Genomic DNA, 17,844 nt, shown 5'->3' with positions numbered 1-17,844 from the left:
AGTTATGAAAACGAGAATAATAAGTGCATTAGTAGCTATCCCAATATTGCTTTTTTTTGTAATATCAGGGGGCTTGATTTTAAAGATTGGTGTATCAGTGGTAACTGCTATAGCAGTATATGAGTATATAAATGCTTTTGAAAAAAAATATAGGATTATTACTCCTTTATTAATTATATTTTATTTAATAAATCAATTTATATTTTATACATCTGATTTGTCAAAGTATAATACTATTTTAATTTATACGTTACTTTTAATATCAATGGCCTATCCTATTTTTAATAAAAAGTATTCTATTATATCTTCAGCATTTACTGTTGTTGGATATATATATATAATTAGCTTTTTTAATCTTCTTGTTAAAATAAATGAGATGAAAAATGGAAATAAATTAATATGGATGGTTTTCTTAATTGCTTGGTGCTGTGATACTTTTGCCTATTTTACTGGTATGTTTTTTGGAAAAAGAAAGTTGTGTCCAGAGGTTAGCCCTAAAAAAACAGTAGAAGGTTCTATTGGAGGAATATTAGGAAGTATAGTAGGTCTTGTTATTTGGAAGATTTTTAATGGTAATATTGAAATTACATATATACAATTAATTATATTAGGAATAATTGGTGCTGTTGTATCACAGATAGGTGACCTTTCAGCCTCATTAATAAAAAGACATGTAGGCATAAAGGATTATGGAAATATAATGCCTGGACACGGAGGAATTTTAGATAGATTTGATAGCATACTATTTATCATTCCTGTCGTATATTATTATATAGCAATTATTTTAGGATGATATATATGAATATTAATATAAAGGCATTACTTAAGATAATAGTGGTAGATTTAATAGTTATCATTATTCTTAAGTTATGCCTTGTTTTTTTATGGCCATTTCTTGTTGCAATTTTAATTGCACTACTTATGGAACCTTTTATAAAAAAGATAGTAAGTTTAAAAATAAATAGAAATATAGCAGTTAGTTTATCTTATATTTTTATATTTTTAGTCTTAGCCTTTTTGACATATATTTTTATAAAATATATAATTAACGAAGTAAATAAAATATACATAGTGATATCAAATAAAATATATAACGATCAAATAAATTATGTTATTGAGAAAATAACTACACTAAGAAACAGTGACTTTAATTTTTTAGATAAAACAATGGGTACTATAAATGAGTTACTTAAAATATTTATAGTTTTTATAATTAGTATAATTTTAAGTTTAGATTTTAATAAAATATCTGAAAATATTATTCTAAGCATTGATAATAAGTATATTGCTGCATTTATAAATTCATTTATTAAATTAACTTCTATTGCATTAATTGAATTAAAATTAGTAGTTATTTCTACAATACTTACAATAGCTGGATTTTTTGTATTAGGCATTGAAAATGCATTAACTATAGGAATAATTTGTGGTATACTAGATTTGTTACCTGTTTTAGGTCCTGCATTAATTTTTATACCTTGGAGTGTATTAGCATTTATAGATAAAAAATACTTTTTGTCTATAGGTCTTATATCATTGTATGCATTGTTGCAGATAATAAGAGAAATATTACAGGTTAAGATGGTAGGAAGTTCTTTAAAGATACATCCTGTTATTTCACTTTTTGCATTGTATGTAGGGGTTATAATATTTAAGTTATGGGGAGTTATATTTGGACCCTTTATGATTATTTTTACAAAAGAACTTATTGATATAGAAAGGAGAATTATATGAAACAATTAGTTATATTAGGTTCTACAGGCTCGATTGGAACTCAAGCACTTGAGGTTGTACGTCATAAAAGGGATGAGTTTAATGTTGTAGCTTTGTCTGCACATTCTAATATAAATAAATTAGTTGAGCAGGTTAAAGAATTCAGTCCTGAATATGTTGTAATAATGAATGAAAATTTAGTAAGTGAATTAAAGGACAGAGTTTCTAATATTGGAACAAAGGTACTTTCTGGTGTTGAGGGTTTAGAATTTATAAGTACATTACATAATGTAGATATAGTTTTAACTTCTGTTGTTGGTATGATTGGTTTAAGGCCAACAATTGCGGCAATTAGGGAAGGTAAAGATATTGCACTTGCTAATAAAGAAACTTTAGTTGTTGGTGGAAGTATAATAAAAGATGAATTATCAAAATCTAAATCAAGAATTATTCCAGTAGATAGTGAGCATAGTGCTCTTTTTCAGTGTTTAAATGGAGAAAGCAGGAGTGCAGTTAATAATTTAATTTTAACAGCTTCAGGAGGACCATTTAGAGGTAAGAAGAAGGAAGATTTAACTGAAGTTACTCCAGAGATGGCTCTAAAACATCCAAGATGGAATATGGGTAAAAAAATATCTATAGATTCTGCAACATTGATGAATAAAGGATTAGAAGTCATAGAAGCACATTATTTGTTCGATGTTGATTATAATAATATAAAGGTTGTCATACATCCTCAAAGTATTATACATTCTATGGTGGAGTATAAAGATGGTTCAATAATTGCACAGCTATCTAATACTGATATGAGACACCCAATTCAATATGCCCTTGAATATCCAAATAGAACAGAGTCATTAATTGGATATCTTGATTTAATAAAATACAATACTTTAACATTTGAGGAGCCAGATGTTGAAACGTTTGAGTGCTTAAAATTAGCCTATGAGGCTGGAAAAATTGGAGGAACTATGCCTGCAGTATGTAATATTGCTAATGAAGAAGCAGTAGATTTATTTTTAAACAATAAGATTAAATTTTTAGATATTCCAATTATAATTAAAGATGCTATGAATAACTTTAAGGTGAACTATAAATTTGATTTAGATTTTATTATTAATTTAGAGAAGGAAGTAAGAGAATATGTTAGAAATATAATAAAATAGGGTGGTGTTTTATATGCAAACGTTATTAGCAACGATTTTTGTTTTTGGGTTATTGATAACAAGTCACGAACTTGGCCATTTTGTTACTGCAAAGTTATCTGGAATAAAAGTTCTTGAATTTGCAATAGGAATGGGACCAAAGATACTTGGTTTTAAAAAGGGGGAAACAAGTTATTCTTTAAGGCTTTTTCCTATCGGGGGATATGTAAAAATGTTAGGTGAAGAGGGAGATTCTAATGATCCGAGAGCATTTTGTAATCAGAGTCCTTGGAAAAGGCTTATAGTTATTATAGCAGGTGCTTTTATGAATTTCGTTATAGCTATAATATTATTTGCTATTATTGCTTATAACGCAGGGGTTGTAAGACCAATTATAAGTGAAGTAGAAGTTGGTCTTCCTGCATATAATGCTGGTGTTAAGGTAAATGATAAAATAATTGAAGTTAATAATAAAAAGGTTAAAACTTGGGAGGATTTCATTATAGAAATATCAGAAAATAAGGGAAAACCTATAGACTTAACAATAAAAAGAGATGATGTTATAAAAAAAATTACAGTTACGCCTGTTTATAGTAAAGAAAGGGGTAAATATATTATAGGAATTGTCCCAACTGTACAAAAGGCCGGTGTAATAACATCAATAGCTGAGGGATTTAACAAAACAGTTTTTACAGTAAAACAAATGGGTATATTTTTAGGAAGAGCTCTAAGAGGAAATATTTCATCTGAGGATGTCGGAGGACCAGTTGCGATTGTCAAAATGTCAGGAGAAGCTGCAAAATATGGTATATTGAGTCTTTTATCCTTTGCAGCATTACTTAGCATTAATTTGGGAGTTTTAAATTTAATTCCTTTCCCAGCATTAGATGGCGGTTGGGTTATAATATTATTGTTTGAAGGAATAACAAGAAAAAAAATAGATGAGAATAAAATTGGTATTGTTAATTTAATAGGGTTTACTATTTTAATATTATTTGCAATATTTATAACCTATAAAGATATACTTAGGTTTAAATTATTATAAGCGTAGGGTGATAACTTATGAATAGAAGAAGAACTAAAAAAGTAAAAGTTGGAAACATATTTGTTGGAGGGGATAGTCCTATATCTGTCCAATCTATGACTAATACAGATACAAGAGATGTTAATAAAACTGTTGAACAGATAAAAAGACTTCAAAGTGAAGGGTGTGAAATAATTAGGGTTGCGGTACCTGACTTTGAAGCGGCTGATGCAATAAAGGAAATTGTAAAGCAGATTAATATACCTTTAGTTGCAGACATACATTTTGACTATAGGTTAGCAATAAAATCAGTTGAAAATGGAGCGAATGCCTTAAGAATAAATCCGGGGAACATAGGAAGTGAGATAAGAATAAAGGAAGTTGTAGATGCAGCAAAATTTTATTCTGTACCTATAAGAGTTGGAGTTAATTCTGGTTCGCTTGAAAAGGAAATATTAGAAAAATATAAGAGACCTTGCCCAGAGGCACTTGTGGAAAGTGCTTTAAGAAATGTTGAGATATTAGAAAAATATAATTTTAATGATATAGTAATTTCTGTGAAATCCTCAAATGTTAAGGAAATGGTAGATAGCTATAGATTATTATCAAAAAATACTGAGTATCCTCTCCACTTAGGTGTAACTGAGGCAGGAACTATCTACAGTGGTACAGTAAAGTCTGCAATAGGAATAGGAGCTCTTTTGTTAGACGGTATTGGGGATACAATAAGAGTATCATTAACAGATGATCCTATTGAAGAAATAAAATTAGGTAAAGAGATATTACAGGCTTGTGGGGTTAGAAGATTTGGAGTGGAAATTATTTCTTGTCCAACATGCGGCAGAACATCAATTGATTTAATAGGACTTGCAAAAAGAGTAGAAGAAGAGCTTAAAAATATTAATAAACCTATAAAAGTCGCTGTAATGGGTTGTGTTGTTAATGGACCAGGAGAGGCAAAAGAAGCAGATATAGGTATAGCAGGAGGAATAAAAGAGGCATTAATATTTAAAAAAGGTAAAATAATTAAGAAGGTAAGTGAAGAAAATATTATTAGTGAATTAATAGAAGAAATTAACAAATTGTAAAAGTTACTAAGGGGGAATTTATGTGTTTATTGATTGTATTATTCCTGCTTATAATGAGGAAAAAACTGTTGGGGATGTGATTGATGTTGTTAAGAAGGTTGATTGTATTAGAAATATTATTGTAGTAAATGATGGTTCTAATGATAATACTTCACAAATTGCAAAGAGCAGAGGGATAAAGGTTATTGATAATGCAAAAAATATGGGAAAGGGAGCTGCTATTAAAATTGGGCTTAAAAATTCAGATGCAGATATAATTTTATTATTAGATGCTGATTTAATTGGTCTTACACCAAATCATGTCCTTGATTTATTAAATCCTGTTTTATGTAATGAAGCTGATATGTCTGTTGGTATATTTTCAAGTGGAAGGTTTGCAACTGATTTAGCACAATTTGTAGCTCCAAACCTATCTGGTCAAAGAGCGTTAAAGAGATTTGTTTTAGAAACAATGGATAATATGGATATTACTAAATATGGCGTTGAAGTTGCATTAACTAAGCATGTACAAAGAATGCAATTTAAAGTTAAAAATGTTGAAATGAAGGATTTGACACATATAATGAAGGAAGAAAAATTAGGATTCGTTAGAGGATTTAAAGCAAGATTAAAGATGTACTATGATATACTAAAGTGTCTAAGGACATAAATAGGAGGTTTAATAATGTCCAAAGCATTAAGTGAAGTGCTAATCGATGTTGCAGATTTCAATAATAATGAAATACTGGAGAAATTATATGTTGAGAAGGTAATTGTAGATAAAAAAACAAAAAAATACGAGGTATTTATAAAATCATATGTTGAGACAAATCAGGAATTAAAAACAAAACTTATTGATGCCTTTAAAAATAAATTAAAATTAGATAATAATTTAGAACTATATATAGATTATATCAGTAAAAATATGGATTATCAAAACATAAACGAAGAAAGTTTTAGAATAATATTGAGGGATATTTTAAAGCAATATCCCTCAATATGTTCTGTTTTAACATCAAGTAAGTTTAAAATTAATAATGAAAATATTGAATTTAACATAGATAATGAGTTTACTGTAAATATGTTAAAAAGTAGACAAATTGATAAAATAATAAAGAAGGAATTATATAACATTTTTAATAAAAATATCAATATAAACTTCCAATATGATGAATTGATAATTGATGATTATAATAAATTAAAATATGATGAAGACAGCAAACTTATAAATCAATATATACAAGAAGTTAGAGAAAAAAATATACCAATTAAGATTGAATCTGATGATAAAAATATAAATAACAATAATAGTAATAATGACAATCCTTATATTTATGGAAAACCTATAAAGGCTGATTCTGCTAAAATAGTTTCTATAAATGAAACTTCTGGGATAGTAGAAATTGAGGGAGAGGTATTTAAAGTAGATATAAAAGAAACTAAAAATGGAAAATATATTATGTCATTTTATATTACAGATTATACAAGCTCAATTACAGTTAAATTATTTCCAAAGCCTGAAAAAATTGATGAAATTAAATCGCAAATCTCAGAAGGAAGTTATTTAAAGGTAATTGGTGAAGCAACATATGATAAGTTTGTAAATGAAATAGTAATAATGGCTAAGTTTATTGATAAAAAAGAAAAAACAAAGAGAATGGATAATTGTGAAGAAAAAAGAGTTGAGTTACATCTTCATACACAAATGAGTGGAATGGATGGAGTAAGTTCAGCTACAAAACTAATCCAAAGAGCTAAAGAATGGGGACATAAGGCAATAGCAATAACAGATCATGGAGTTGTGCAGGCATTTCCAGAAGCTATGGATGCAGCAAAAAAATATGGTGTAAAGGTTATATATGGTGTGGAAGGATATTTGGTAGATGATGGTGAACCAATAGTTTACAATCCAAAGGATTGTTCTTTAGATGGAGAATTTATTGTATTTGATATAGAGACTACAGGTTTTAATCCACAGACAGATGAAATAATAGAAATTGGTGCTGTTAAAATTAAAAATTACCAGATTGTAGATAGATTTTCTGTATTAATTAATCCTGAGAGACATATATCTGAAGAAATACAAAAACTTACTGGCATCACTAATGAAATGGTAATGGATAAAGAAACAATTATAGATATACTTCCAAAATTCATAGAATTTGTTGGGGAGGGTGTTTTAGTAGCACATAATGCAAAATTCGATACAGGATTTTTAAGAGAAAAATTTAAAAAGTTTAATTTACCGTTTAACTATTCTATTTTAGATACACTTCCTTTAGCAAGATGGTTGTTACCTGATTTAAAGAGACATAAACTTAATGTAATAGCTGAACATTTAGGTATAAGTTTAGAAAATCATCATAGAGCTGTTGATGATGCTGAAGCAACAGCTCATATATTTTTAAAATTTATTGATATGCTAAAGGAAAAGGAAATTTCTAAGCTTTCAGATATAAATTTACAATATAGCGGTAATTTTGATATTAAAAAGGCAGATACCTATCATATTGTTATATTAGTTAAAAACTATCAAGGTCTATACAATTTATATAAATTGATTTCTATGGCACATTGTAATTATTTCTTTAAGAGACCAAGAATTCCTAAAAGCTTACTTGAACAGATGAGGGATGGACTAATAATAGGTACTGCCTGTGAAGCAGGACAGCTATATAGGGCCATTTTAAATAATTTATCTGAAAGGGAATTAGAAGAAATAATTAAATTTTATGATTATTTAGAGATACAACCTATAGGAAATAATATGTTTTTATATGAAAATGGAAAGGTTGATAGTGTAGATAAATTATATGAATATAATAAAAGGATAGTGGAATTAGGTGAGAAGTATAAAAAACCTGTTGTTGCAACAGGTGACGTTCATTTTCTTGATCCACATGATGAGTATTTTAGAAGAATTCTAATGGCAGGACAAGGATTTGATGATGCAGATAATCAGCCACCATTATATTTTAAAACAACAGATGAAATGTTAGAGGAATTTAAATATTTAGGTGAAGAAAAGGCTTATGAAGTTGTTATTAAGAATCCAAATATGATTGCGGATTTAGTTGAAGAGATTAAGCCGATTCCAGAAGAAACATTCCCACCTAAGATTGATGGAGCAGACGAAGAAATTAGAAAAATGACTATGGATAATGCACATAGCATTTATGGAGAAAAACTTCCTGAAGTTGTTGAAAAACGCCTTGATAAGGAGTTAAATTCAATTATTAATAATGGTTATGCTGTCTTGTATTTAATTGCACATAAGCTGGTTGCAAAATCATTAAATGATGGTTACCTGGTAGGGTCCAGAGGGTCTGTAGGTTCTTCCTTTGTTGCCACAATGTGTGGAATTACAGAAGTTAATCCTTTACCACCACATTATGTTTGCCCAAATTGCAAAAATTCTGAGTTTTTTCTTGATGGAAGCGTTGGAGCAGGGGTTGACTTACCAGATAAAAATTGTCCTGTATGTAATACAAAATATAAGAAAGATGGTTTTGATATACCCTTTGAAGTCTTTTTAGGCTTTGAAGGTGATAAGGAGCCAGATATAGACTTAAATTTCTCAGGAGAATATCAGCCGGTTGCACATAAATATACAGAAGAGTTATTTGGTGAAGGCCATGTATTTAGAGCAGGTACTATTGGTACTATAGCAGAAAAAACAGCCTATGGTTTTGTTAAAAACTATTTAGAGGAGAGAGGAATTAAAGCAACATCTGCTGAAATGGAAAGGTTAGTAAAGGGGTGTACAGGTGTTAAAAGAACTACGGGACAACACCCTGGTGGTATTATGGTAGTTCCAAGAGATAAGGAAATATATGAATTTACACCGATACAGAAACCTGCGGATGATGTTAATTCTGAGGTTACTACAACACATTTTGATTACCATTCTATAAGTGGTAGATTATTAAAGCTTGATATTCTTGGTCACGACGATCCTACTGTTTTAAGAATGCTTCAGGATTTAACAGGGATAGATCCTAAGGATATTCCTTTAGATGATAAAAATGTTATAAAATTATTTACATCAACAGAACCTTTAGGAATAACAAAGGAAGATATAAACTGTGAAGTTGGAACATTGGGATTGCCGGAATTTGGAACAAAATTTGTTAGACAAATGCTTATTGATACACAACCACAAAATTTTTCAGATTTAGTTAGAATATCTGGATTATCCCACGGTACAGATGTTTGGTTAAATAATGCACAGGATATAATAAGACAGGGGCTTGCTACATTAAAAGAAGTTATATGTACCAGAGATGATATAATGTTATATTTAATTTATAGTGGAGTACCACCAAAAACAGCCTTCAATATTATGGAGAGGGTTAGAAAAGGAAAAGGTTTAAGGGATGAAGATATTGAAGTAATGAAACAAAACAATGTACCAGATTGGTATATACAATCTTGTAATAAAATAAAATATATGTTCCCAAAGGGACACGCAGTTGCGTATGTTATGATGGCTGTTAGAATAGCATATTTTAAGGTTTACTATCCTGAAGCATATTATGCTACGTACTTTACTGTAAGAGCAGATGATTTCGATGCAGACTTGATAGTAAAGGGTGAAAAAGCAATAATCAGCAAAATTAAAGAAATAGAATCTTTAGGAAATTCGGCTTCACAAAAGGAAAAAGGTCTAATGACTATATTAGAAATAGCACTTGAAATGTATAAGAGAGGTTTAAAATTTATACCTGTAGATCTTTATAAATCAGATTCAGTAAAGTTTTTAATAACTGAAGAAGGGATATTACCTCCATTTAGAGCTCTTCAAGGTGTTGGAGAAAATGCAGCAAGAAATATTGTTGCAGCAAGAGAACAAGGTCCTTTTGTCTCAAAGGAGGATTTAAGAATTAGAGCGAAGGCAACAAAAACAGTCATTGAGATATTAGATTCCCATGGATGTTTAAAGGGATTACCAGAAACTAACCAACTTTCTCTGTTTTAACTTGAAATAAATTTATTATGGTGTTATAATAATATTGTGCTTAATATATTTGACACAGAGTGGGCAAAACCCACTCTATATTTATGTTTTTTGTATATAATGAATTATTTTTTGATGTATACAAAAAATAGAAATAATAAAGGAGGGATAAGATGTTCAATAAAATCGAGAATGAAGTTGAAAGAATAGCAAGACCTATAGTTGAAGAGTTTGGCTGTGATTTTGTAGATGTAGAGTTTTTAAAGGAATCAGGCGAATGGTATTTAAGAGTTTACATAGACAAAGAAGAAGGTGTTACATTAGACGACTGTACTAAAATAAGTAGAAGAGTAAGTGATGAGTTAGATAAAATTGATCCAATTGAATTTAGCTATTATTTTGAGGTTTCATCACCAGGTGAATTAAAACTTATTGAAGAAGAAAAGGCTTTAAAGCGAGCTATTAACAAAAATGTTAAGGTAAGGCTTAACGATGAAAATTATACAGCCTTATTTGGAAAATTAGTAAATTTTAGTGAAAATAATATAGTTTTAAATGTTGATGGTGAAGACAAAAATATAAAATTTGATGATATTTATTTCATTAGGTTGAGTGGAAAGGGGAGATAATAATGAATTCAGTTGAGTTAATTGAAGCTATAAAATTACTTGTTCAGGAAAAGGGGATTGATGAGGAAACTATATTTAATGCACTTGAATCTGCGTTAGTGGCTGCTTATAGAAAAAATTATGGAACATCACAAAATGTAAAGGTAACTATAAATAGAGAAACTGGTGAAATACATGTTTATGCACAAAAGAAAGTTGTAGAGGATGTTTATGATAACTTATTGGAAATAAGCTTGGAAGATGCAAGAAATATAGATGTTAGGTATAATTTGGATGATGTAGTTGATATTGAAATTACTCCAAAAGATTTCCTAAGGGCAGCAGCTCAAGTAGCAAAACAACGTGTAATTCAAGAAATAAGAGAACAAGAGAGAAGGATAATATATGAAGAATTTGTTGAAAAGGAAAATGATATTATAACAGGTGTTGTACAAAAGAAAGAGAAGGATAAGGTTCTTGTTGATATTGGCAAGGTAGAAACATTATTAAATCCAAGTGAACAAATGCCAAATGATACATACAATCATGGAGATATGTTAAAGTTTTATGTTGTTGAAGTAAAAAAGACTACTAAGGGACCAAATATAATAATTTCAAGAACTCATCCAGGGCTTGTTAAAAGATTGTTTGAATTAGAAGTTCCAGAAATATATGAAGGCATAGTAGAAATAAAGAGTATTGCAAGAGAAGCAGGTTCAAGAACAAAAATTGCTGTTTACTCAAGGGATGAAAATGTTGATCCAACAGGAGCGTGTGTTGGAACAAAGGGAGTTAGGGTACAGAACGTTGTAAATGAACTAAAGGGAGAAAAAATAGATATAGTAAAATGGAGCAAAGATCCTGCAGAATTTATTGAAAATGCTTTAAGCCCAGCAAAGGTATTAAGTGTAGAAATATTAGATGAAAAAGAGAGAATAGCAAGAGTTGTAGTACCAGATTATCAGTTATCATTAGCGATAGGTAAAGAAGGACAAAACGCAAGACTTGCTGCAAAACTTACAGGATGGAAAATAGATATTAAAAGCGAATCTCAAGTCAACATTGAGTAAGGAGGAATAAAAAATGAAGGTTAAAAAGATTCCTCAAAGAATGTGTCTTGGGTGTATGCAAATGAAACCTAAAAAGGAATTAATAAGGGTTGTTAGAAATAAAGAAGGTGAAGTAAACCTTGATTTAACAGGAAAGGCACCAGGTAGAGGTGCTTATATATGCAGAAATGTAGAATGTTTTGAAAAGGCATATAAGGCAAAAAAGTTTGAAAGGGCATTAGAAGTAACAATATCTCCTGAGGTTTATGAAAAGCTAAAGGAGGAATTAGAGAGTGGACAATAAATTATATAATTTTCTTGGTCTTATTCAAAGGTCAGGCAATCTAACTTCTGGCGATGATGGTGTTGAAATAGACATAAAGAAAGGTAAGTGTAAGCTTTTAATTATATCTAAGGATGCAAGTGAAAATACAAAAAAGAAATTTATTAGTATGGCAAAAAATTTTGGCGTGCCTTATCTAATTTTTGGAGAAAAAGAGAATATTGGTTACTATATAGGTAAGTCAATGAGATCGGTTTTATCGATTAAAGATAATAATTTTGCAGAAGCTTTTATAAAAAAGATAAAAGAAAATAACAGTGGGGGTGACAGTATTGTCAAAGATTAGAGTTTATGAATTAGCAAAGCAAATAAATAAATCAAGTAAGGAAGTAATAGAACTACTATATAATGAGTTTGGCATAGAGGTTAAAAATCATATGAGCGTGATTGAAGGAGAAGATGCTAATATAATAAAAGAGTATATTGAAGAGTTAAATGGTAAAAAACAAAAAGAATCAAGTGAAGAAAAGAATGAAACAATAAAAACAGAAGAACACAATGAAGTAAATGAATTTGATGATTTAGGATTAATGGATGATAATTATACAAAGAACGAAAAAATAAGAAAAAAAACAAGAAGTGAAAAAATTAAACAAACTCAAATTAAGGAAAAAAATAAAAATGATGAAGAGGAAGTAGGAATTGTTGTTATTCCTCCAACAATAAAAGTTGGTGATTTTGCTCAAAAGATTAAGAAGCCAGCTGCGGAAATAATAAAGAAATTAATTTTAAAGGGTGTTATGGCTTCGATTAATCACGAAATAGACTTTGAAGTGGCAGAGAAAATAGCAGAAGAATACAATATACTACTTGAGATGGAGCAGGTTAAAGAAAAGGAAGAGGTATTAATAAATGATTTTGAGGATAGTGCTGAAGATATGCTTCCAAGACCTCCTGTTGTAACAGTAATGGGACACGTTGACCATGGAAAAACTTCATTACTTGATGCGATAAGGAATTCAAGGGTTGCTGCTCATGAAGCAGGAGGAATAACACAACACATAGGTGCCTACAGTGTTGATGTAAATGGACAAAAGATAGTATTTTTAGATACACCAGGTCACGAAGCTTTTACTGCAATGAGAGCAAGAGGTGCAAAGGTTACTGATATTGCTATATTAGTTGTAGCAGCTGATGATGGTGTTATGCCACAAACTATTGAGGCAATAAACCACGCAAAGGCAGCAAACGTTCCAATAATTGTTGCTATTAATAAAATTGATAAATCAGGTGCTAACCCAGATAGAGTAAAGCAGGAATTAACAGAATACGGATTAATTGCTGAGGACTGGGGTGGAGATACTATATGTGTACCTGTCTCAGCTCATACACATCAAGGGATTGATACATTACTTGAAATGATTTTACTTGTTGCTGAAATGCAAGAGTTAAAGGCAAATCCAAACAGAGCAGCAAAGGGTACAATTATTGAGTCAAAGCTTGATAAAGGTAGAGGACCAGTTGCAACTGCTCTTATACAAGCAGGAACATTGAAGGTTGGAGATGCTGTTGTTGCAGGAACAGCATACGGCAAAGTTAGAGCGATGATTGATGATAAGGGTAGAAAGGTTACTAAAGTGGGCCCATCAATGCCTGTTGAAATTTTAGGACTTTCTGAAGTACCAAATGCTGGTGAAAAATTCTATGTTGTTGCCGATGAAAAAACTGCACGTGAGATTGCAGAAATAAGAAAAGAAAAACAACGTGAAGAGATGTTTGCTGCAAACGCAAAAGTTTCACTACAGGATCTTTTCTCACAAATTAAAGAAGGAAAAGTTAAAGTTCTTAACATTATTGTAAAGGCAGATGTACAGGGTTCAGTAGAAGCTATTAGACAATCATTAGAGAAGTTATCAAATGATGAAGTGAAGGTTAAAGTTATACATGGAGCTGTAGGTGCTATTACTGAAACTGACGTATCACTTGCTTCAGCATCTAATGCAATAATAATTGGATTTAATGTAAGACCAGATGGAATGGCAAGACAATTGGCAGAAAAGGAAAGTGTTGAAATAAAAACATATAGAATAATTTATGAAGCAATTGATGATATAACAGCAGCAATGAAGGGTATGTTAGATCCTGAGTTTACAGAAGTTGTTACTGCAAGATTACAGGTTAGACAAACATTTAAGGTTTCATCAGTTGGAACAATTGCAGGATGTTATGTTGAAGATGGTAAAGTTAATAGAAATGATAGCATAAGAGTTATAAGAAATGGAATAGTGATTTATGAAGGAAAGATATCATCATTAAAGAGATTTAAAGATGACGTTAGGGAAGTTGCTGCTGGATATGAATGTGGCTTAACAATAGAAAGATTTAATGATATTAAAGAGGGAGACGTTTTTGAAACTTATACAATGAAAGAAGTTGAAAGAAAGTAAAGAGGTGCATTTATATGGCATTTGAAAGGAATACAAGACTTTCAGAGGAAGTAAGAAAGGTTTTGAGTAATATAGTTCAAAATGAGTTAAAGGATCCAAGAATTCCACCTTTAACATCAATTACACACGTAGATGTAACTAAGGACTTAAGATATGCAAAGGTTTATGTTAGCGTATTTGCGGATAATGAATCTAAAAAAAGCTGCATTGAAGGCTTAAAAAGTGCATCAGGTTTTTTAAGAAAGGAACTTGGCAATAGGATTAAAATTAGATATACTCCAGAATTGATTTTTGAGCTTGATGAATCAATTGAATATAGTATGAAAATAAATGACATATTAAGGGAGATAAACAAAAATGAATAAGCTTGAAGAACTAAAAAAAATTATTGACTCCCTAAATAACTTTGCAATAGTATCCCATACTTCACCAGATGGTGATAGTATGGGGTCTATTCTTAGTCTTTATAATTTATTAATAGATTTGAATAAAAATGTTGATGTTTTTGTTGAAGGCCAAGCTCCTTATAAATTTTCATATTTAAACGGCTTTTATAATATGAAAAATATTAGTCAGTCAAACAGCAGGTATGATTGCTTGTTTGTTTTAGATTGTGGTGATGAGGATAGATTAGGTGAATGCAAAGATTTGTTAAATAAAACGGATATAATAATTAATATTGACCATCATATAACAAATAATAGCTTTGGTAATATAAATATAATTGATGCAAAGGCATCGAGTGTTGGAGAAATTTTATTTGAATTGTATAAAAATCTTAATTATAAAATTACAAATGAAATTGCTGAATGCCTTTACACATCTATTGTTTCTGATACAGGAGGCTTTAAATTTTCTAATACATCATCAAAGACAATGAGGATAGTAGCCGATCTTATAGATACAGGAATAAGTTTTACAAATATCTATTACAGGATAATGGATTTAAAAACATTAAACGGTATAAAATTAATTTCTAAGGTTACATCTACATTAAAGATTTATTTAGATGGCAAAGTAGCCACAATGAAGCTTACAAAACAAATGTTAGAAGAATGTCAAGCAAAGGAAGATGAAGCTGGTGAACTTGTTAATATAGTTAGGGATATAGAAAGTGTTGAGGTAGGAATTTTAATAAAAGAAGTTGATATAGATACCTATAAAATTAGTTTTAGATCTAAGGATTATTTCGATGTAAAAGATATTGCTTTAAAATATGGAGGAGGAGGACACATAAAAGCAGCAGGCTGCACAATCAAGAATAAATCAATAGATGAAATTGAAAATGAATTAATTGATGAAATAAAAAAGGCTTGGGTGAAATATAATGAATGGAATAATTAATATTCTAAAGCCACCAGGAATGACTTCACACGATGTAGTATCCTTCTTAAGAAAAAGATTAAATATAAAAAAAATAGGACATACAGGAACATTAGATCCAGGTGCTGCAGGGGTGCTGCCTATATGTATTGGAAAGGCTACAAAAATTGTTGAGTATATAACTTCACAAGATAAAACCTATATATGTGAAGTAACGTTTGGGAAAGTTACTGATACATTTGATAAATATGGAAAAATTATAGAAGAGTACAATAATGATTTTGAATTAGAGTATAATGAATTAAAAAAGGTTACAGATGAGTTTGTAGGTGAAATAGAACAAACTCCTCCAACATATTCAGCAATAAAAATAAATGGACAAAGGGCCTATGAATTGGCAAGGAAAGGGGAATCCTTTGAAATTCCAAGTAGAAAGGTTAATATATATAGTATAGATATATTGGAAGTATCTAAAAAAAGTGCACTATTAAAGATACATTGTTCAAAGGGAACATATATTAGAAGCCTATGCAATGATTTAGGTAAAAAAGTTGGATTTGGTGCATATATGAGTTTTCTTTTAAGAACAAAATCTGGAAAATTTACAATTGATAATTCAGTCTTATTAGATGATATAACAATAGAAAACATAAAAAATATTATGTTAACTATTGACGGTGTTCTTGAATATCCCATAATTAAATTAAATGAAAATCAAACTAAAAAGTTTTTAAATGGGGCCTTTTTAGAAATGAATTTAGAGGATAAATACTATAGGATATATAGTAATAATGAAACCTTTTTAGGCATAGGTATAATTCAAAAAAATAGACTTAAACCTGATAAAATATTAATATAAGGTGTTTTGTATGAAGATAATTAATGAAGATTTTAGAAATATTTTATTTGATTATAATACTACAGTTGCTTTGGGGATGTTTGATGGGGTGCATATTGCACATAGGGAAATAATAAAAAGAGCAGTATTGGATACAAAAATTAATAAAACTAAAAGTGTAGTATTGACTTTTGAACAAGATCCTGATGAATTTTTATATCCAGATAAAAAGCATAGCATAATAACTGAAAACAAAACCAAAATAAAATTAATTGAAGAACTTGACCCTGATTATCTTGTATTATTAAAGACAAATAGGGAATTGCTAAATCTTGAACCAGAAGATTTTATAGAGTTTTTAAAAAATAACATTGGTATAAAAAAGGCTATATGTGGTTTTGATTATAAATTTGGTAAAAAGGCAAAAGGTAATATTAATTTATTAAAAATATATGGAAATAATTATGGGTATTCTTTAGATGTTGTTGATGAAATAAAAATAAATGGATTTAAAGTTTCCAGCTCAGTAATTAGAGAAAAGTTAGAGAAAGGGTTAATAATAGAAGCTAATGAACTTTTAGGATATGAATTTAGTATTTATGGAGCTGTTGAAAAAGGAAACCAAATAGCAAGAGAAATGGGGTATCCAACAGCCAATATCTATGTTGATGACAGAATTGCACTTAGAAATGGTGTTTATGCAACTAAAACAGTAATAAATGGTAAGGAGTATTCTTCTATATCAAATATAGGTATTAAACCAACATTTAATGGAAAACAAAAAGTATTAGAGACTCACCTATTTAATACAAACATAAATTTATATGGTAAGGAAATAATGGTTAAATTTGTGAGATTTATTAGAGATGAACAGAAGTTTGATAGCATAATTAATCTCAAGAAGAGGATACAAGAAGATATTATTATAGCAAGAAACTTATAAAAATATGTATTTACAATTAACAATACTTTTGATATAATTTGTCTGTAACCTGTGCAAAGTTATCGTAGCACCGGCGTTAACCTTGCACAAGGGGTTAATAATTTAGGAGGTGTAACAATGGATAAGACAATTAAGCAAGAAATTATCAACAAGTACAAGAGACATGAAGGAGATACTGGTTCTCCTGAAGTACAAATTGCACTTTTAACAGAAAGAATTAATCATCTAACTGAACACTTAAAGGTTCATAAGCAAGACCATCATTCAAGAAGAGGTCTTTTAAAGATGGTTGGTAAGAGAAGAGGTCTATTAAACTATCTAATGAAGACTGACCTTGAAAAGTATCGTCAACTAATTCGAGATTTAGGAATTAGAAAATAATAACTTAAAAAATAGAGCGGAAAATCCGCTCTATTTTTTAAACCTGTTTCTAAATGTGCAATATAT

Annotated in this window: 17 protein-coding genes; all 17 read left to right on the top strand. The window is 29.7% G+C overall.

Annotated elements, in window-relative coordinates; genetic code table 11:
- The first annotated feature begins 4 nt into the window (after positions 1–4).
- The 17 genes from JG776_RS06145 to rpsO all read left to right on the top strand — a co-directional run bounded on the left by JG776_RS06145 (position 5) and on the right by rpsO (position 17,778).
- A complete protein-coding gene (locus JG776_RS06145; protein WP_291965685.1) occupies positions 5–793 on the top strand; it encodes a phosphatidate cytidylyltransferase in 789 nt (262 codons plus the stop codon).
- Positions 794–798: 5 nt separating this feature from the next.
- Positions 799–1,734, top strand: coding sequence for an AI-2E family transporter (locus JG776_RS06140; RefSeq protein WP_291965683.1), 936 nt, complete (start codon positions 799–801; stop codon positions 1,732–1,734).
- Positions 1,731–2,879 carry a 1-deoxy-D-xylulose-5-phosphate reductoisomerase gene (locus JG776_RS06135; protein ID WP_291965681.1) on the top strand — a complete coding sequence of 383 codons (1,149 nt, stop codon included), beginning with the start codon at positions 1,731–1,733 and terminating at the stop codon, positions 2,877–2,879. Before JG776_RS06140 ends, JG776_RS06135 begins: the two co-directional genes overlap by 4 nt.
- Before the next feature lie 13 nt (positions 2,880–2,892).
- Positions 2,893–3,903, top strand: a complete 1,011-nt coding sequence (gene rseP, locus JG776_RS06130; RefSeq protein ID WP_291965679.1) for an RIP metalloprotease RseP — start codon at positions 2,893–2,895, stop codon at positions 3,901–3,903.
- 17 nt (positions 3,904–3,920) lie between these two features.
- A complete protein-coding gene (gene ispG, locus JG776_RS06125; protein ID WP_291965677.1) occupies positions 3,921–4,970 on the top strand; it encodes a flavodoxin-dependent (E)-4-hydroxy-3-methylbut-2-enyl-diphosphate synthase in 1,050 nt (349 codons plus the stop codon).
- A 22-nt stretch (positions 4,971–4,992) separates the two neighbouring features.
- Entirely contained in the window at positions 4,993–5,619 is a 627-nt protein-coding gene (locus JG776_RS06120; protein WP_291965675.1) for a glycosyltransferase family 2 protein, read from the top strand.
- A 15-nt stretch (positions 5,620–5,634) separates the two neighbouring features.
- Positions 5,635–9,927, top strand: coding sequence for a PolC-type DNA polymerase III (locus JG776_RS06115; protein WP_291965673.1), 4,293 nt, complete (start codon positions 5,635–5,637; stop codon positions 9,925–9,927).
- 152 nt (positions 9,928–10,079) lie between these two features.
- Positions 10,080–10,535: a ribosome maturation factor RimP gene (rimP, locus tag JG776_RS06110; protein ID WP_291965671.1), complete on the top strand. Its 456-nt coding sequence runs from the start codon at positions 10,080–10,082 to the stop codon at positions 10,533–10,535.
- A gap of 2 nt (positions 10,536–10,537) precedes the next feature.
- A complete protein-coding gene (gene nusA / locus JG776_RS06105) occupies positions 10,538–11,584 on the top strand; it encodes a transcription termination factor NusA (protein ID WP_291965669.1) in 1,047 nt (348 codons plus the stop codon).
- 13 nt (positions 11,585–11,597) lie between these two features.
- A complete protein-coding gene (locus tag JG776_RS06100) occupies positions 11,598–11,867 on the top strand; it encodes a YlxR family protein (RefSeq protein WP_027307476.1) in 270 nt (89 codons plus the stop codon).
- Positions 11,857–12,192: a ribosomal L7Ae/L30e/S12e/Gadd45 family protein gene (locus JG776_RS06095; protein WP_291965666.1), complete on the top strand. Its 336-nt coding sequence runs from the start codon at positions 11,857–11,859 to the stop codon at positions 12,190–12,192. Before JG776_RS06100 ends, JG776_RS06095 begins: the two co-directional genes overlap by 11 nt.
- Positions 12,179–14,293, top strand: a complete 2,115-nt coding sequence (infB, locus tag JG776_RS06090) for a translation initiation factor IF-2 (RefSeq protein ID WP_291965664.1) — start codon at positions 12,179–12,181, stop codon at positions 14,291–14,293. The genes JG776_RS06095 and infB overlap by 14 nt, the downstream gene beginning before the upstream one ends.
- A 14-nt stretch (positions 14,294–14,307) precedes the next feature.
- Complete coding sequence (gene rbfA, locus JG776_RS06085) at positions 14,308–14,658, top strand: 30S ribosome-binding factor RbfA (RefSeq protein ID WP_027307479.1); 351 nt, start codon at positions 14,308–14,310, stop codon at positions 14,656–14,658.
- On the top strand, positions 14,651–15,637 hold the full coding sequence (locus tag JG776_RS06080) for a bifunctional oligoribonuclease/PAP phosphatase NrnA (protein WP_291965661.1): 987 nt from the start codon (positions 14,651–14,653) through the stop codon (positions 15,635–15,637). The genes rbfA and JG776_RS06080 overlap by 8 nt, the downstream gene beginning before the upstream one ends.
- Positions 15,621–16,475, top strand: a complete 855-nt coding sequence (truB, locus tag JG776_RS06075) for a tRNA pseudouridine(55) synthase TruB (RefSeq protein WP_291965659.1) — start codon at positions 15,621–15,623, stop codon at positions 16,473–16,475. Before JG776_RS06080 ends, truB begins: the two co-directional genes overlap by 17 nt.
- A gap of 10 nt (positions 16,476–16,485) precedes the next feature.
- Positions 16,486–17,397 (top strand): bifunctional riboflavin kinase/FAD synthetase, encoded by a 912-nt coding sequence (locus JG776_RS06070; RefSeq protein WP_291965658.1) that lies wholly within the window; start codon positions 16,486–16,488, stop codon positions 17,395–17,397.
- A gap of 117 nt (positions 17,398–17,514) precedes the next feature.
- On the top strand, positions 17,515–17,778 hold the full coding sequence (gene rpsO / locus JG776_RS06065; protein ID WP_291965656.1) for a 30S ribosomal protein S15: 264 nt from the start codon (positions 17,515–17,517) through the stop codon (positions 17,776–17,778).
- The last annotated feature ends 66 nt before the right edge of the window (positions 17,779–17,844 follow it).

The sequence above is a fragment of the Caloramator sp. genome, from assembly GCF_020054765.1.
In the GTDB taxonomy this organism is placed as follows: Bacteria; Bacillota; Clostridia; order Clostridiales; family Caloramatoraceae; genus Thermobrachium; species Thermobrachium proteoclasticum.
This window is presented reverse-complemented; position numbering and strand designations above follow the sequence as displayed.

What these genes read in the sequence shown, in the direction of transcription:
- JG776_RS06145 (WP_291965685.1), top strand. Translation starts at nt 5, where the DNA reads ATGAAAACGAGAATAATAAGTGCATTAGTAGCTATCCCAATATTGCTT.
- rpsO (WP_291965656.1), top strand. Translation starts at nt 17,515, where the DNA reads ATGGATAAGACAATTAAGCAAGAAATTATCAACAAGTACAAGAGACAT.
- JG776_RS06115 (WP_291965673.1), top strand. Translation starts at nt 5,635, where the DNA reads ATGTCCAAAGCATTAAGTGAAGTGCTAATCGATGTTGCAGATTTCAAT.
- JG776_RS06140 (WP_291965683.1), top strand. Translation starts at nt 799, where the DNA reads ATGAATATTAATATAAAGGCATTACTTAAGATAATAGTGGTAGATTTA.
- ispG (WP_291965677.1), top strand. Translation starts at nt 3,921, where the DNA reads ATGAATAGAAGAAGAACTAAAAAAGTAAAAGTTGGAAACATATTTGTT.
- JG776_RS06070 (WP_291965658.1), top strand. Translation starts at nt 16,486, where the DNA reads ATGAAGATAATTAATGAAGATTTTAGAAATATTTTATTTGATTATAAT.
- truB (WP_291965659.1), top strand. Translation starts at nt 15,621, where the DNA reads ATGAATGGAATAATTAATATTCTAAAGCCACCAGGAATGACTTCACAC.
- rbfA (WP_027307479.1), top strand. Translation starts at nt 14,308, where the DNA reads ATGGCATTTGAAAGGAATACAAGACTTTCAGAGGAAGTAAGAAAGGTT.
- rimP (WP_291965671.1), top strand. Translation starts at nt 10,080, where the DNA reads ATGTTCAATAAAATCGAGAATGAAGTTGAAAGAATAGCAAGACCTATA.
- JG776_RS06100 (WP_027307476.1), top strand. Translation starts at nt 11,598, where the DNA reads ATGAAGGTTAAAAAGATTCCTCAAAGAATGTGTCTTGGGTGTATGCAA.
- JG776_RS06135 (WP_291965681.1), top strand. Translation starts at nt 1,731, where the DNA reads ATGAAACAATTAGTTATATTAGGTTCTACAGGCTCGATTGGAACTCAA.
- JG776_RS06080 (WP_291965661.1), top strand. Translation starts at nt 14,651, where the DNA reads ATGAATAAGCTTGAAGAACTAAAAAAAATTATTGACTCCCTAAATAAC.
- nusA (WP_291965669.1), top strand. Translation starts at nt 10,538, where the DNA reads ATGAATTCAGTTGAGTTAATTGAAGCTATAAAATTACTTGTTCAGGAA.
- rseP (WP_291965679.1), top strand. Translation starts at nt 2,893, where the DNA reads ATGCAAACGTTATTAGCAACGATTTTTGTTTTTGGGTTATTGATAACA.